This window comes from Pseudomonas sp. PvP089 (assembly GCF_017875165.1).
In the GTDB taxonomy this organism is placed as follows: Bacteria; Pseudomonadota; Gammaproteobacteria; order Pseudomonadales; family Pseudomonadaceae; genus Aquipseudomonas; species Aquipseudomonas fortuita.
Window position 1 is genome coordinate 4,403,610 of sequence record NZ_JAGGME010000001.1, and the last position, 14,689, is coordinate 4,418,298.

General features: G+C 60.1%; 6 protein-coding genes, 2 tRNA genes and 3 rRNA genes. 5 read left to right on the plus strand and 6 right to left on the minus strand.

All coding sequences use genetic code 11. From position 1 onward, the window contains the following. The first annotated feature begins 47 nt into the window (after positions 1 to 47). From J3A71_RS20110 to J3A71_RS20130, 5 genes are all read left to right on the plus strand, one after another. A complete protein-coding gene (locus J3A71_RS20110; RefSeq protein ID WP_096425856.1) occupies positions 48 to 2,150 on the plus strand; it encodes a 3-hydroxyacyl-CoA dehydrogenase NAD-binding domain-containing protein in 2,103 nt (700 codons plus the stop codon). Between the two features lie 34 nt (positions 2,151 to 2,184). Continuing rightward, on the plus strand, positions 2,185 to 3,369 hold the full coding sequence (locus J3A71_RS20115; protein ID WP_096425855.1) for an acetyl-CoA C-acyltransferase: 1,185 nt from the start codon (positions 2,185 to 2,187) through the stop codon (positions 3,367 to 3,369). A 15-nt stretch (positions 3,370 to 3,384) separates the two neighbouring features. Further along, positions 3,385 to 4,158: an SDR family NAD(P)-dependent oxidoreductase gene (locus J3A71_RS20120; RefSeq protein WP_016485843.1), complete on the plus strand. Its 774-nt coding sequence runs from the start codon at positions 3,385 to 3,387 to the stop codon at positions 4,156 to 4,158. 30 nt (positions 4,159 to 4,188) lie between these two features. Beyond that, complete coding sequence (gene prpR, locus J3A71_RS20125; protein WP_096425854.1) at positions 4,189 to 5,829, plus strand: propionate catabolism operon regulatory protein PrpR; 1,641 nt, start codon at positions 4,189 to 4,191, stop codon at positions 5,827 to 5,829. Positions 5,830 to 5,904: 75 nt separating this feature from the next. Continuing rightward, complete coding sequence (locus J3A71_RS20130; protein WP_016485841.1) at positions 5,905 to 7,107, plus strand: MFS transporter; 1,203 nt, start codon at positions 5,905 to 5,907, stop codon at positions 7,105 to 7,107. A 10-nt stretch (positions 7,108 to 7,117) separates the two neighbouring features. Here the strand turns inward: J3A71_RS20130 and J3A71_RS20135 are convergent, their stop codons facing one another. The 6 genes from J3A71_RS20135 to J3A71_RS20160 form a co-directional block, all read right to left on the minus strand. After that, positions 7,118 to 8,926: an ABC transporter ATP-binding protein/permease gene (locus J3A71_RS20135; protein ID WP_016485840.1), complete on the minus strand. Its 1,809-nt coding sequence runs from the start codon at positions 8,924 to 8,926 to the stop codon at positions 7,118 to 7,120. Positions 8,927 to 9,252: 326 nt separating this feature from the next. Beyond that, a 5S ribosomal RNA gene (rrf, locus tag J3A71_RS20140) occupies positions 9,253 to 9,368 on the minus strand. Between the two features lie 134 nt (positions 9,369 to 9,502). Then, positions 9,503 to 12,395 (minus strand): 23S ribosomal RNA (locus J3A71_RS20145). Between the two features lie 235 nt (positions 12,396 to 12,630). After that, a tRNA-Ala gene (locus tag J3A71_RS20150) sits at positions 12,631 to 12,706 on the minus strand. Between the two features lie 96 nt (positions 12,707 to 12,802). Beyond that, positions 12,803 to 12,879 (minus strand) — tRNA-Ile (locus J3A71_RS20155). Between the two features lie 87 nt (positions 12,880 to 12,966). Further along, positions 12,967 to 14,503 (minus strand): 16S ribosomal RNA (locus tag J3A71_RS20160). The 16S, 23S and 5S rRNA genes sit together here with 2 tRNA genes alongside, the layout of an rRNA operon. Positions 14,504 to 14,689: the final 186 nt, after the last annotated feature.

Below are 14,689 nucleotides of genomic sequence, written 5' to 3' on the forward strand. Positions count from 1 at the left end.
ACCGGGTCGGGCGTGCGCCCACGGCCCACTAACAGGAAGGTTACCCCATGCAACTCATCGACTATCGCCGCGAAAACCAACTGGCCCTGATCGGCCTGCGCCACGCGCCGGTCAACGCCCTTGGCCATGACTTGCGCCAGGCACTGATGCAGGCCTGCAGCCGGGCCGCTGCTGACCCCGAAGTGCAGGCCATTATCCTGCACGGTGAGCAACTGCCGTTCAGTGCCGGTGCCGACATCAGCGAGTTCGGCAGCCCACGCACCTGGGAGGCGCCGGCACTGCCCGAACTCCTCGATGCCCTGACCCGCATCGAAAAACCCCTGATTGCCGCCATCGACGGGGTGGCCCTGGGCGGCGGCCTGGAACTGGCCCTGGCTTGCAGCCATCGTCTGGCTACCGCCACCGCACGCCTGGGGCTTCCCGAAGTCCGCCTGGGCCTGCTGCCCGGTGCTGGCGGCACCCAGCGCCTGCCGCGCCTTATCGGCGTGGCCCCGGCGTTGGAGATGATGCTCAGCGGCGACCCGATCGATGCCCGCCAGGGCCTTGCCCTGGGTCTGATCGATCGCCTGGTCGAAAGCCGGCAGGACTTACTCGAAGCAGCCTGCACTTTGGCTCGCGAGCAACTGGCCCAACCGGCCCTGCCAAGCGCCCCTGCAACACCTTTGGCCGACGGCCTGGAAAGCGACTTCTTCGCCAGCCGCGAGGCACAGCTGATCGCCCGCAAGCCCGGCCAGACTGCGCCCCTGCGCGTGCTCGCCGCGGTCCGCGCCGCCTGCGAGATGCCCCTGGCCGAGGGCCTGGCCCGCGAGCAGGTACTGTTCCGCGAAGCCCTGCAAGACCCACAGGCCACCGCCCTGCGCCACCAGTTCTTCGCCGAGCGCGAGGCGCTGCGCGTACCCGGCATCGACGCCAGCACGGCGCTGCGCGGCATTGACCGGGTAGCGGTGATCGGCGCCGGCACCATGGGCGCCGGCATCGCCATGAACTTTATCAACGCCGGTATCCCGGTACGCCTGCTGGAGCTCAAGCCCGAAGCGCTGGACCGGGGCCTGGCGCAGATCCGCAAGACCTACGAAGGCAGCATCAAGCGCGGCAAGCTTGGCGCCGAGCAGCTCGATCAACGTATGAACCTGCTGCAAGGCACCCTCGACTACGCCGACCTGGCCGACGCCGACCTGGTGATCGAGGCGGTGTTCGAGGACCTGTCGATCAAGCAGCAGGTGTTCCGCACCCTGGACCGGGTGTGCAAGGCGGGCGCGATTCTCGCCAGCAACACCTCGACCCTTGACGTCGACCGCATCGCCGCCTGTACCCGCCGACCGCAGGACGTGGTCGGCCTGCATTTCTTCAGCCCGGCGAACGTCATGCGCCTGCTCGAAGTGGTGCGCGGCCGGCTGACGGCGCCCGACGTGCTGGCCACCACGTTGCAGGTCGCCAAGCGCATCGGCAAATTGCCGGTGGTGTCGGGCGTGTGCTTTGGCTTCATCGGCAACCGCATGCTCGAACCCTATGCCCGCGAAGCCCACCGCCTGGTGCTTGAAGGCGCCTCGCCAGCCCAGGTGGACAAGGTCCTCACCGGCCTGGGCCTGGCCATGGGCGTGTTCGCCATGTACGACCTGGCCGGCATTGATGTCGGCTACCTGGTGCGCCAGGCACGGCGCAGTGAAATCGCCCACGACCCGAGCTACTTCCGCCTGGCCGACGAACTCTACAGCCTGGGCCGCTACGGCCAGAAGAGCGGGCGCGGGTTCTACCGCTACGAAGGCCGCGAACGCATCGAAGACCCGGAAGTGGAGCAGATTGCGGCGCAACTGGCGGCCAGGCTGGGCATCACCCGGCGCACCATCAGCGACGCCGAAATCCACGACCGCTGCCTGTTCATGCTGATCAACGAGGGCCTGCAGGTGCTTGATGAAGGCATTGCCCTGCGCAGTGGCGACATCGACCTGGTGTGGACCAACGGCTACGGCTTCCCGGCCTGGCGTGGGGGCCCACTGCACTATGCCCGCGAGCTGGGCCTGGACAACGTGCTGGCGGGCATCGAGCAACAGCGCGAAGCGCTCGGCGCCTATGGCCACATGTGGCTACAGCCAGCCCCGTTGCTGCGGCGCCTGGCTTCCAGTGCGAAGTTGCGCACGGCCAGCCTATGAGCCGTTCTCCCCTGTTCATCAAGGAACCCCGGACATGAAAGAAGCCGTCATTCTCTCCACCGCCCGTACCCCGATCGGCAAGGCCTTTCGCGGCGCGCTGAACAACACCCGCTCGCCGAGCCTGGCCGCGCAGGCCATCCAGGCGGCGGTGGTCCGCGCCAGCATCGCCGGTGATGAAATCGAAGACCTGGTAATGGGTACCGCGATGCCCTCCGGCACCGCTGGCTGGAACCTGGGCCGCATGAGCGCGCTGGCTGCCGGCCTGCCGGTGTCGGTCAGCGGCCAGACCCTGGACCGCCAGTGCGCCTCCGGGCTGATGGCAATCGCCACCGCCGCCAAACAGATCATGGTCGATGGCATGCAGGTGACCGTCGGCGCCGGCCAGGAAAACATCAGCGCGGTACAGGCGCGTAACCTGGAATGGGCATTGGCCGAGCAGGACAGCCGCGTGATTCAACGTGTCCCACATGCCTACATGCCGATGCTGCAGACTGCCGAGCACGTGGCCAAGCGCTATGGCATCAGCCGCGACGCCCAGGACGCCTACGCCCTACAGTCACAGCTGCGCACCGCCGCCGCCCAGCGCAACGGGTTGTTCGAGACCGAAATCGTGCCCGTGACAGCGCAGCAGTTGATCAAAGACAAGCAGACCGGCGAGGTCAGTTACCGCGAGGTGACCCTGACGCAGGACGAAGGCAACCGCCCGCAGACACGCCTGGAGGACCTGACCGGCTTGAAACCCGTGCTCGAAGGCGGCTGCATCACCGCCGGCAATGCCAGCCAGCTGTCCGACGGTGCCAGCGCCTGCGTACTGATGAACGCGCGCCTGGCCGAGCAGCGCAACCTTGAGCCGCTGGGCCTTTACCGGGGCATCGCGGTGGCCGGCCTGGCCCCGGAAGAGATGGGCATTGGCCCGGTATACGCCGTGCCGCGCCTGCTCAAGCAGCATGGGCTGAAGGTGGGCGACATCGGCCTGTGGGAACTCAACGAAGCGTTCGCCTGCCAGGTGCTGTATTGCCGCGACAAGCTGGGTATCGACCCCGCGCGGCTGAACGTCAACGGCGGCGCCATCGCCATCGGCCATCCCTATGGCATGAGCGGTGCGCGGATGGTCGGGCATGCCTTGCTCGAAGGCAAACGGCGCGGGGAGCGGTTCGTGGTTGTGACCATGTGCGTGGGCGGTGGCATGGGTGCCGCCGGCCTGTTCGAAGTACTTTGACCAAGGGCCGACAGCATGCTTGCAAACACATTTTCCTTGACTGGCAAGACCGTGCTGGTCACCGGGGCCTCCAGCGGCCTGGGCGCGCATTTCGCACGCCTGGCCCAGGCTGCTGGCGCCCGGGTGGTGCTGGCAGCGCGCAGGGTCGAGCGCCTGCAGGCGCTGGCCGACGCACTGCAGGCCAACGGCGGTGAAGCACTTGCCGTGGCACTGGACGTGACCCGCCGCGACAGCGTCGAGCAGGCCTTCGACCAAGCCGAGGCACGCTTTGGCGTGGTCGACGTGATCATCAACAATGCCGGTATCGGCGACCCCGGGCGCTTTCTCGATATGAGGGAGCAGGACTGGCAACGCATGCTCTCGACCAACCTCGACGGTGTGTTTCATGTTGCCCAGTGCGCAGCCCAGCGCCTGGTCAAGGCCGGGCAGCCAGGCAGCATCGTCAACATCGCCTCGATCCTCGGCCTGCGGGTCGGCAGCGGCCTGAGCCACTACTGCACGGCCAAGGCCGCCGTGGTGCAACTGACCAAGGCCATGGCACTGGAGCTGGCCCGCTACCGGATCCGCGTCAATGCCATTGCCCCAGGCTACTTCAGGACCGAGATGAACGAAGACTACTTCGACAGCGAGGACGGTCAGGGTTACATCAAAAACCACGTGCCGATGCGCCGCCTGGGGCAACTGCACGAACTGGACGGCCCTTTGCTGTTGCTGGCCAGTGATGCCGGCGCATTCATGACCGGCAGCATCGTGGCCGTGGATGGCGGGCACCTGGTAAACCCTCTGTAATGCCCCAATTGCTGTAGACAAGGAGCCTGTATGCCCGTCACCGCTTACCTGCCCCGCGTGGTTGCGCTGGTTACCCACCTGCATCGCCCCGCCGCTCCCAGCCGCATGGCGCAACTGATCGAGCAAGTAAGCGCCGACTACCGGCAACAAGCCCGTATAGAGGTCATCGAAACCAGCCTGGCCGACCTGCTGCCACTGGCGCGCAAGCTGGAAAGCCACCAGCAGGCAGACGTCATTCTGTGTTCCGGGGCTGCCGCCGATTACTTGCGACATCACCTGATTACCTCGGTGCGAACCCTGCACCTGGGCGAGTTCGACCTGATCCGTGCCCTGGTGCAGGCCCGCGACCGGGCCAGCCGGGTGGGTATCCTCAGTTTCGCCCAGCCGTACCCGGAACTGGCGGCGATGCAGGCGCTGTTCACCCTGCAGATTCGCGAGCACACCTACACCAGCCTGGAGCAGGCCCGGGATCAGGTCGAACGCTTGGTCGCGGATGGCTTCGAGGTGATCATCGGCTCGCCAACGGTATGCCAGTTGGCCGACGCCGCGGGTGCCCAAGGCGTGCTGGCGCTGGATGCCGAAAGCCTGCGCCATACATTCGACAGCCTGGTGACCCTGAGTGCCAAGGCTGGTGAGCCCCCCACACACCGCCTGCCACGGCGCGGCCGTGAACAGCCCGATGCGCGCCCGTTCAAGGCGCGCCATCGCTTCGAGCAACTGCTCGGTGACGCGCCGGCATTTCGCGCCATCCTGAGCCTGGCTCAGCGCTACGCACAGGCCGACGCCACGGTGCTGATCACCGGCGAGAGTGGTACCGGCAAGGAGTTGCTGGCGCAAAGCATGCACCACGCCAGCCCGCGCCAACAGGGGCCGTTCGTGGCGATCAACTGTGCGGCGCTGCCCGAGTCGCTGCTTGAAAGTGAACTGTTCGGCTACGAGGACGGTGCCTTCACCGGTTCGCGCAAAGGCGGCAAGCCCGGCCTGATCGAGCTGGCGCACACCGGCACCTTGTTCCTCGACGAAATAGGTGACATGCCGGTGGCCCTGCAAACCCGCCTGCTGCGGGTGCTGCAGGAGCGCGAGGTGCTGCGTTTGGGCGCCTGCCAGCCGAAGGCAGTGGATATCCGGGTGATTGCCGCCACCCATTGCGACCTGCCCGCGCGCATCGCCGACCAGCGCTTTCGCCAGGACCTGTATTACCGCCTGAATATCCTGCGCCTGGCCGTACCGCCGCTACGCGAGCGGATCGCAGACATCGTGCCGGTGTTCAATGCCCTGCTTGCGCGCCACTGCCGAGCCAGGGGCTTGCCGCCTTCAAGTGACGAGCACGTGCAGCACATTCTGCCATTGATGCTGCGCCACCCTTGGCCGGGCAACATGCGTGAGCTGGAGAACATCGCCGAGCGCGCGGCCTTGTGCCTGAGTCCGCAGGGCCACGATGACAAGGTCGACTTGGCCACGTTGTTCCCGGAGTTCTTCGAGGCCGGCGCGGCTGCAGCGGCGAAGCGGCCCCATGCCGCCACCGACAACCTGCGTAGCCTGGGCAAAGCAGCCGAAACGGCCCATGCGCGTCAGGTGCTGGCTTGCTGCGACGGCGACATGGACGAGGCCGCGCGGCGCCTGGGGGTCAGCCGCAGCACCGTCTGGCGGCGGGTGCGCAGCTTGGCCTGACCGGTCGTGGTTCCGGTTTGCATCCTGCGCGTGGGCTCCTACAGTTTGAACGTAGCAACGCTGACGAGACCCCAGATGCGCAGCAATGAAGAAAGCGGCGCCGTTAATGCCAGCCGAACCTTGCCAAAGATCCCGCGCAGTGTCTGGGCGCTGGGCTTCGTGTCGATGTTCATGGACATTTCCTCGGAGATGATCCACGCCCTGCTGCCACTGTACATGGTCACCGTGCTCGGCACTTCGGTGGTTGCTGTGGGCGTTATCGAAGGTATCGCCGAGGCAACCGCCTCGATCACCAAAGTGTTTTCCGGCGCGCTCAGCGACCGGCTGGGCAAGCGCAAGCTGCTGACCGTGCTCGGCTACGGCTTGGGCGCGCTGACCAAGCCAGTATTCCCCATGGCCTCCGGGCTGGAGTGGCTGATCGCAGCACGTTTCGTCGACCGGGTCGGCAAAGGCATACGTGGGGCGCCGCGTGATGCGTTGGTGGCTGATGTCACGCCCCCCGAGTTGCGTGGTGCCGCCTTTGGCCTGCGTCAGGCGCTGGATACGGTTGGCGCTTTCCTCGGGCCATTGCTGGCGATCGTGCTGATGTGGCTGACCGCGAGCCACTTCCAGAGGGTGTTCTGGGTGTCGGTGATCCCGGCGTTGGTGGCGGTGTACATCCTCATCGCCTTCGTGCACGAACCTGAAACGCCTGCCACGACACCGCCCGTGCGCGCACCGCTGGCGGTGCACGAACGGGTACGCCTGGGCCCGGCCTACTGGCGGCTGATCGGCCTGGCCACCTTGTTCACCCTTGCCCGCTTCAGCGAGGCCTTCCTGCTACTGCGCGCCCAGGACATGGGCCTGGCGCCAATGTGGGCGCCTGCGGTGCTGGTGCTGATGGCGCTGGCCTACTCGGTGTCGGCCTACCCTGCCGGGGTAATGTCGGACCGTCTGGGGCGCCGCGGCGTGCTGATGACGGGGCTGGGGCTGCTGATCGCCGCCGACCTGTTGCTGGCCCTGCTGTCTGGCTGGGCGGGGCTGGCCTTGGGGGTTGCCGCCTGGGGCCTGCACCTGGGCTTCACCCAAGGCATCTTCGCGGCCATGATTGCCGACAGCGCACCGGCCAACCTGCGCGGGACCGCCTTCGGCCTGTTCAACCTGCTGACCGGGGTGGCACTGCTGACGGCCAGCGTGGTGGCAGGGTTGTTGTGGGATGGTGCGGGGTTCCAGGCAACCTTCCTGGTCGGCGCAGGGCTTGCCAGCACCACCCTGGTGGGGGTGATGCTGTTACGTTGAGCATACCGGACTAGGCCAACGCCGGCTCCTGCTTGAGCAACGACCAGCCCCCGTGCCCATCCACCTCCAGCCGGTGAGTATGGAACCCCGCCAGTGTGCTGCGATGGCCAACACTGACCAGCAGCGCACCCGGCATTTCCGTGCGCAGCAGCGAATACAGGGCGTGCTCGAGCCCTTCGTCCATCGCCGAAGTGGACTCATCGAGGAACACTACCTGAGGCCGGTTGAACAGCACCCGTGCGAACGCCAGGCGCTGCTGCTCGCCCACCGAGAGAATATGCGACCAGTCGCAACTGACCTCCAGCCGCTCCGCCAGATGAGCCAGGTTGACCTGGCGCAAGGCCTGTTGCATACGTCCTTCGTCCTCGGGCTTGCTGGCTGCCGGGTAGGCGATGACCGCCCGCAAGTCGCCCAGCGGCAGGTAGGGGCGCTGCGACAGGAACAACGCCTGATGGCCTGGCGGGCGCCTGACCTTACCTTCAGCGTAAGGCCAAAGGCCCGCCAGGGCTCGCAGCAGGGTAGTTTTACCACTGCCCGACGGGCCCTTGATCAACAATGCCTGACCGGCGTGCAGGCTCAGGCCAAGGTCAGCGACAAGGGCATGCCCGTCTGGCCGCAGCACCTGCAGATCAATGATTTCCAGCCCATGCTGCTGAGCCTCGAGGGTGACACGCGGCAAGGCGCTCGCCTGCTGGTTGGCATCAAGAAAACCGGTCAGACGGTCGAGGGTGGCCCGGTATTGAGCGAACGCATCGTAAGATTCGCGGAAGAACGACAATGAATCCTGCACCTGGCCAAAGGCCTGGGCGGTCTGCATCACGTCACCCAACTTGATCGCACCGCTGAAGAAGCGTGGCGCCTGGAGTATAAACGGGAACACCACGGCAACCTGGCTAACACCCAGGTTGAAACCACTGAATTTCAGGTTCCGGAACACCAGCGCCCAGGCATTGACGATCAAGGCGCCAAAGCGGCCCAGTAACGTGCCACGCTCCACCGAGGCGCCTTGGTAGAAGGCAATGTTCTCGGCATTCTCGCGCAGGCGCATCAGCGCATAGCGAAAATTGGCGGTGAGTTTTTCATTGAGGAAGTTCAGACGGATCAACGGGCGCCCCAGGCGGAAGGCAATCCAGGTGGCAACGATGACATACAGGTACACGGCAAACACCATCGCCCGGGGGACTTCCACACCAGCAACCGCCAGCGGTGCCGACAGCGACCAGAGGATCCCGGTGAAGGCCACCAGCGACACCAGTGCACTGACAGCACCCAAGGCCAGGGTGACCGAGTTGGTGACAAATGCATTGGCATCCAGTTCGATACGCTGGTCAGGGTTGTCCACCGGCTCGGCCAGAAACTGACCACGGTAGTAGGCATCGCCATGCATCCAGTCGTGGGTCAGACGCTCGGTGAGCCAGACCCGCCAACGAATGCTGAATGCCTGGGTTACATAGAAGGTGAACAGCGAACGCAGTACATGGATGGTGGCCAGTACGGCAAAGACGCCGAGCATGTACCAGAAAGCGGATTGATCCAGGCCTTGCAAGGCACTGTAGAAGCCGTTGTACCAGAACGAGAACAGTACGTTGAGGCGCACCGAGAACAGCGTCAACACCAGCAACAGCGCAAACACCAGCAGTGGTCGCCAACTGCGCCTGAAACTGAAGTAGGGCCCGGCAAGCTGCCAGAACTGGCTGCCCCAGCGCGTGCAACGTACAGCCAGTGTCGCGGCAGCGGTAAAGCAGACAAGGGTGATGAACGAAGCGATTGCCAGCCATCGCAGGCTCTCTTGCAGGGCCTGGTGCCAGTTCATGTCCATGGTGGGTATCCGTGCTGAGTATTTCCGCGAGCGTAGCATTGCCCTACGTTTCATCAGGCATAGATGACGTACATTTCATGATCCTGACCTGTTGCCACAGACCCTGCAGGAGCGGCCTTGTGTCGCGATCGGCGACTTACCACAGACCCCTGTAGGAGCAGCCTTGTGCTGCAAAGAGGCCATTGCAGCCGAAGATAATCTTTAGCCTTACCGGCCTCTTCGCAGCACAAGGCTGCTCCTACAGGGGTTCGGGCAGGGCTGAGTTTTTTTGCCCACAAAGACAAAACCCCTACCTGCATGCGCAGATAGGGGTTTTGCGAAATGAATCTTGACGATGACCTACTCTCACATGGGGAAACCCCACACTACCATCGGCGATGCATCGTTTCACTGCTGAGTTCGGGATGGGATCAGGTGGTTCCAATGCTCTATGGTCGTCAAGAAATTCTGTAGCCAGAATGTCCAGATGGACAGCCCAGCGAATTCGGATATGTGATGTTTGTGGTTCGTTGCGAACTTTCGGTTCGTATCATCTTCACCACCGCAATCTGCGTCAGCAAATTGCTTGGGTGTTATATGGTCAAGCCTCACGGGCAATTAGTATTGGTTAGCTCAACGCCTCACAGCGCTTACACACCCAACCTATCAACGTCGTAGTCTTCGACGGCCCTTTAGGGGATTCAAGATCCCAGTGAGATCTCATCTTGAGGCAAGTTTCCCGCTTAGATGCTTTCAGCGGTTATCTCTTCCGAACATAGCTACCCGGCAATGCCACTGGCGTGACAACCGGAACACCAGAGGTTCGTCCACTCCGGTCCTCTCGTACTAGGAGCAGCCCCTCTCAAATCTCAAACGTCCACGGCAGATAGGGACCGAACTGTCTCACGACGTTCTAAACCCAGCTCGCGTACCACTTTAAATGGCGAACAGCCATACCCTTGGGACCGGCTTCAGCCCCAGGATGTGATGAGCCGACATCGAGGTGCCAAACACCGCCGTCGATATGAACTCTTGGGCGGTATCAGCCTGTTATCCCCGGAGTACCTTTTATCCGTTGAGCGATGGCCCTTCCATACAGAACCACCGGATCACTAAGACCTACTTTCGTACCTGCTCGACGTGTGTGTCTCGCAGTCAAGCGCGCTTTTGCCTTTATACTCTACGACCGATTTCCGACCGGTCTGAGCGCACCTTCGTACTCCTCCGTTACTCTTTGGGAGGAGACCGCCCCAGTCAAACTACCCACCATACACTGTCCTCGATCCGGATAACGGACCTGAGTTAGAACCTCAAAGTTGCCAGGGTGGTATTTCAAGGATGGCTCCATGAGAACTGGCGTCCCCACTTCAAAGCCTCCCACCTATCCTACACAAGCAAATTCAAAGTCCAGTGCAAAGCTATAGTAAAGGTTCACGGGGTCTTTCCGTCTAGCCGCGGATACACTGCATCTTCACAGCGATTTCAATTTCACTGAGTCTCGGGTGGAGACAGCGCCGCCATCGTTACGCCATTCGTGCAGGTCGGAACTTACCCGACAAGGAATTTCGCTACCTTAGGACCGTTATAGTTACGGCCGCCGTTTACCGGGGCTTCGATCAAGAGCTTCGCTTGCGCTAACCCCATCAATTAACCTTCCGGCACCGGGCAGGCGTCACACCCTATACGTCCACTTTCGTGTTTGCAGAGTGCTGTGTTTTTAATAAACAGTCGCAGCGGCCTGGTATCTTCGACCGGCATGGGCTTACGGAGCAAGTCCTTAACCCTCGCCGGCGCACCTTCTCCCGAAGTTACGGTGCCATTTTGCCTAGTTCCTTCACCCGAGTTCTCTCAAGCGCCTTGGTATTCTCTACCTAACCACCTGTGTCGGTTTGGGGTACGGTTCCCAGTTATCTGAAGCTTAGGAGCTTTTCTTGGAAGCATGGTATCAACCACTTCGTCGCCTAAAGGCAACTCGTCATCAGCTCTCGGCCTTGAAATCCCGGATTTGCCTAAGATTTCAGCCTACCACCTTAAACCTGGACAACCAACGCCAGGCTGGCCTAACCTTCTCCGTCCCTCCATCGCAATAACTGGAAGTACAGGAATATTAACCTGTTTTCCATCGACTACGCTTTTCAGCCTCGCCTTAGGGACCGACTAACCCTGCGTCGATTAACGTTGCGCAGGAAACCTTGGTCTTTCGGCGTGCGAGTTTTTCACTCGCATTGTCGTTACTCATGTCAGCATTCGCACTTCTGATACCTCCAGCAAGCTTCTCAACTCACCTTCACAGGCTTACAGAACGCTCCTCTACCGCATCACCAAAAGGTGATACCCGTAGCTTCGGTGCATGGTTTGAGCCCCGTTACATCTTCCGCGCAGGCCGACTCGACTAGTGAGCTATTACGCTTTCTTTAAAGGGTGGCTGCTTCTAAGCCAACCTCCTAGCTGTCTAAGCCTTCCCACATCGTTTCCCACTTAACCATGACTTTGGGACCTTAGCTGACGGTCTGGGTTGTTTCCCTTTTCACGACGGACGTTAGCACCCGCCGTGTGTCTCCCATGCTCGGCACTTGTAGGTATTCGGAGTTTGCATCGGTTTGGTAAGTCGGGATGACCCCCTAGCCGAAACAGTGCTCTACCCCCTACAGTGATACATGAGGCGCTACCTAAATAGCTTTCGAGGAGAACCAGCTATCTCCGAGCTTGATTAGCCTTTCACTCCGATCCACAGGTCATCCGCTAACTTTTCAACGGTAGTCGGTTCGGTCCTCCAGTCAGTGTTACCTAACCTTCAACCTGCCCATGGATAGATCGCCCGGTTTCGGGTCTATACCCAGCGACTAAACGCCCTATTAAGACTCGCTTTCGCTACGCCTCCCCTATTCGGTTAAGCTCGCCACTGAATATAAGTCGCTGACCCATTATACAAAAGGTACGCAGTCACCTAACAAAGTAGGCTCCCACTGCTTGTACGCATACGGTTTCAGGATCTATTTCACTCCCCTCTCCGGGGTTCTTTTCGCCTTTCCCTCACGGTACTAGTTCACTATCGGTCAGTCAGTAGTATTTAGCCTTGGAGGATGGTCCCCCCATATTCAGACAAAGTTTCTCGTGCTCCGTCCTACTCGATTTCATTGATAAGAGATTTTCGTGTACGGGGCTATCACCCACTATGGCCGCACTTTCCAGAGCGTTCCACTAATCTCAAACCAACTTAAGGGCTGGTCCCCGTTCGCTCGCCACTACTAAGGGAATCTCGGTTGATTTCTTTTCCTCAGGGTACTTAGATGTTTCAGTTCCCCTGGTTCGCCTCTTGCACCTATGTATTCAGTACAAGATAACCAGCTTGTGCTGGCTGGGTTCCCCCATTCAGAGATCTCTGGATCACAGTCTGTTTGCCGACTCCCCAAAGCTTTTCGCAGGCTACCACGTCTTTCATCGCCTCTGACTGCCAAGGCATCCACCGTATGCGCTTCTTCACTTGACCATATAACCCCAAGCAATCTGGTTATACTGTGAAGACGACATTCGCCGAAAATTCGCACGTCGCTCTTTCGAGCAGAACTCACAAATTTTACCTTAGCCTGATCCACCAGCAGTGAAACTGGTGTTCAGTCTATTTCTATCACATATCCGAATTTTTAAAGAACGATCTGACAAAAGTCAGAAATCAACATTCATCTACGAATGTTCATTTCTAAGTTCTGATCAAGTAAAGCGAGTGGTGGAGCCAAGCGGGATCGAACCGCTGACCTCCTGCGTGCAAGGCAGGCGCTCTCCCAGCTGAGCTATGGCCCCGCATATTGGTAGGTCTGGGCAGATTTGAACTGCAGAAGAGCCGTCCTCACCACTCTTTATTAAGAGGCGTGGGGTGCTCATCATTCCAACCAAAATTGGTAGGTCTGGGCAGATTTGAACTGCCGACCTCACCCTTATCAGGGGTGCGCTCTAACCAACTGAGCTACAGACCTAAGGGTATAACTTTGGGTCTTGATCGTCTTTATACAATGAATCAAGCAATTCGTGTGGGAGCTCATCAGCAGGCTGATGTCGTCGATTAAGGAGGTGATCCAGCCGCAGGTTCCCCTACGGCTACCTTGTTACGACTTCACCCCAGTCATGAATCACACCGTGGTAACCGTCCTCCCGAAGGTTAGACTAGCTACTTCTGGTGCAACCCACTCCCATGGTGTGACGGGCGGTGTGTACAAGGCCCGGGAACGTATTCACCGCGACATTCTGATTCGCGATTACTAGCGATTCCGACTTCACGCAGTCGAGTTGCAGACTGCGATCCGGACTACGATCGGTTTTGTGAGATTAGCTCCACCTCGCGGCTTGGCAACTCTCTGTACCGACCATTGTAGCACGTGTGTAGCCCAGGCCGTAAGGGCCATGATGACTTGACGTCATCCCCACCTTCCTCCGGTTTGTCACCGGCAGTCTCCTTAGAGTGCCCACCATAACGTGCTGGTAACTAAGGACAAGGGTTGCGCTCGTTACGGGACTTAACCCAACATCTCACGACACGAGCTGACGACAGCCATGCAGCACCTGTGTCAGAGTTCCCGAAGGCACCAATCCATCTCTGGAAAGTTCTCTGCATGTCAAGGCCTGGTAAGGTTCTTCGCGTTGCTTCGAATTAAACCACATGCTCCACCGCTTGTGCGGGCCCCCGTCAATTCATTTGAGTTTTAACCTTGCGGCCGTACTCCCCAGGCGGTCAACTTAATGCGTTAGCTGCGCCACTAAAATCTCAAGGATTCCAACGGCTAGTTGACATCGTTTACGGCGTGGACTACCAGGGTATCTAATCCTGTTTGCTCCCCACGCTTTCGCACCTCAGTGTCAGTATCAGTCCAGGTGGTCGCCTTCGCCACTGGTGTTCCTTCCTATATCTACGCATTTCACCGCTACACAGGAAATTCCACCACCCTCTACCGTACTCTAGCTTGCCAGTTTTGGATGCAGTTCCCAGGTTGAGCCCGGGGCTTTCACATCCAACTTAACAAACCACCTACGCGCGCTTTACGCCCAGTAATTCCGATTAACGCTTGCACCCTCTGTATTACCGCGGCTGCTGGCACAGAGTTAGCCGGTGCTTATTCTGTCGGTAACGTCAAAACACTAACGTATTAGGTTAATGCCCTTCCTCCCAACTTAAAGTGCTTTACAATCCGAAGACCTTCTTCACACACGCGGCATGGCTGGATCAGGCTTTCGCCCATTGTCCAATATTCCCCACTGCTGCCTCCCGTAGGAGTCTGGACCGTGTCTCAGTTCCAGTGTGACTGATCATCCTCTCAGACCAGTTACGGATCGTCGCCTTGGTGAGCCATTACCTCACCAACTAGCTAATCCGACCTAGGCTCATCTGATAGCGCAAGGCCCGAAGGTCCCCTGCTTTCTCCCGTAGGACGTATGCGGTATTAGCGTTCCTTTCGAAACGTTGCCCCCCACTACCAGGCAGATTCCTAGGCATTACTCACCCGTCCGCCGCTGAATTGAAGAGCAAGCTCTTCTCATCCGCTCGACTTGCATGTGTTAGGCCTGCCGCCAGCGTTCAATCTGAGCCATGATCAAACTCTTCAGTTCAATACTGCTTGGGTTTTTAAGAAACCCTAAACTTGGCTCAGCAATCTCAAATGACTATGTGATTTCTCGCATGGTCACTTGTGATGCTGATAATCTTTTTGACTATCAGTCCATACTCACAAGCACCCACACGAATTGCTTGATTCGATTTGTTAAAGAGCGTTTGGTTAAGAGCTTTTCGTCTCA

Bases quoted from the DNA above. Each gene is read 5' to 3' on its own strand.
- J3A71_RS20110 (WP_096425856.1), top strand. From the start codon at position 48: ATGCAACTCATCGACTATCGCCGCGAAAACCAACTGGCCCTGATCGGC.
- J3A71_RS20115 (WP_096425855.1), top strand. From the start codon at position 2,185: ATGAAAGAAGCCGTCATTCTCTCCACCGCCCGTACCCCGATCGGCAAG.
- J3A71_RS20120 (WP_016485843.1), top strand. From the start codon at position 3,385: ATGCTTGCAAACACATTTTCCTTGACTGGCAAGACCGTGCTGGTCACC.
- prpR (WP_096425854.1), top strand. From the start codon at position 4,189: ATGCCCGTCACCGCTTACCTGCCCCGCGTGGTTGCGCTGGTTACCCAC.
- J3A71_RS20130 (WP_016485841.1), top strand. From the start codon at position 5,905: ATGCGCAGCAATGAAGAAAGCGGCGCCGTTAATGCCAGCCGAACCTTG.
- J3A71_RS20135 (WP_016485840.1), bottom strand. From the start codon at position 8,926: ATGGACATGAACTGGCACCAGGCCCTGCAAGAGAGCCTGCGATGGCTG.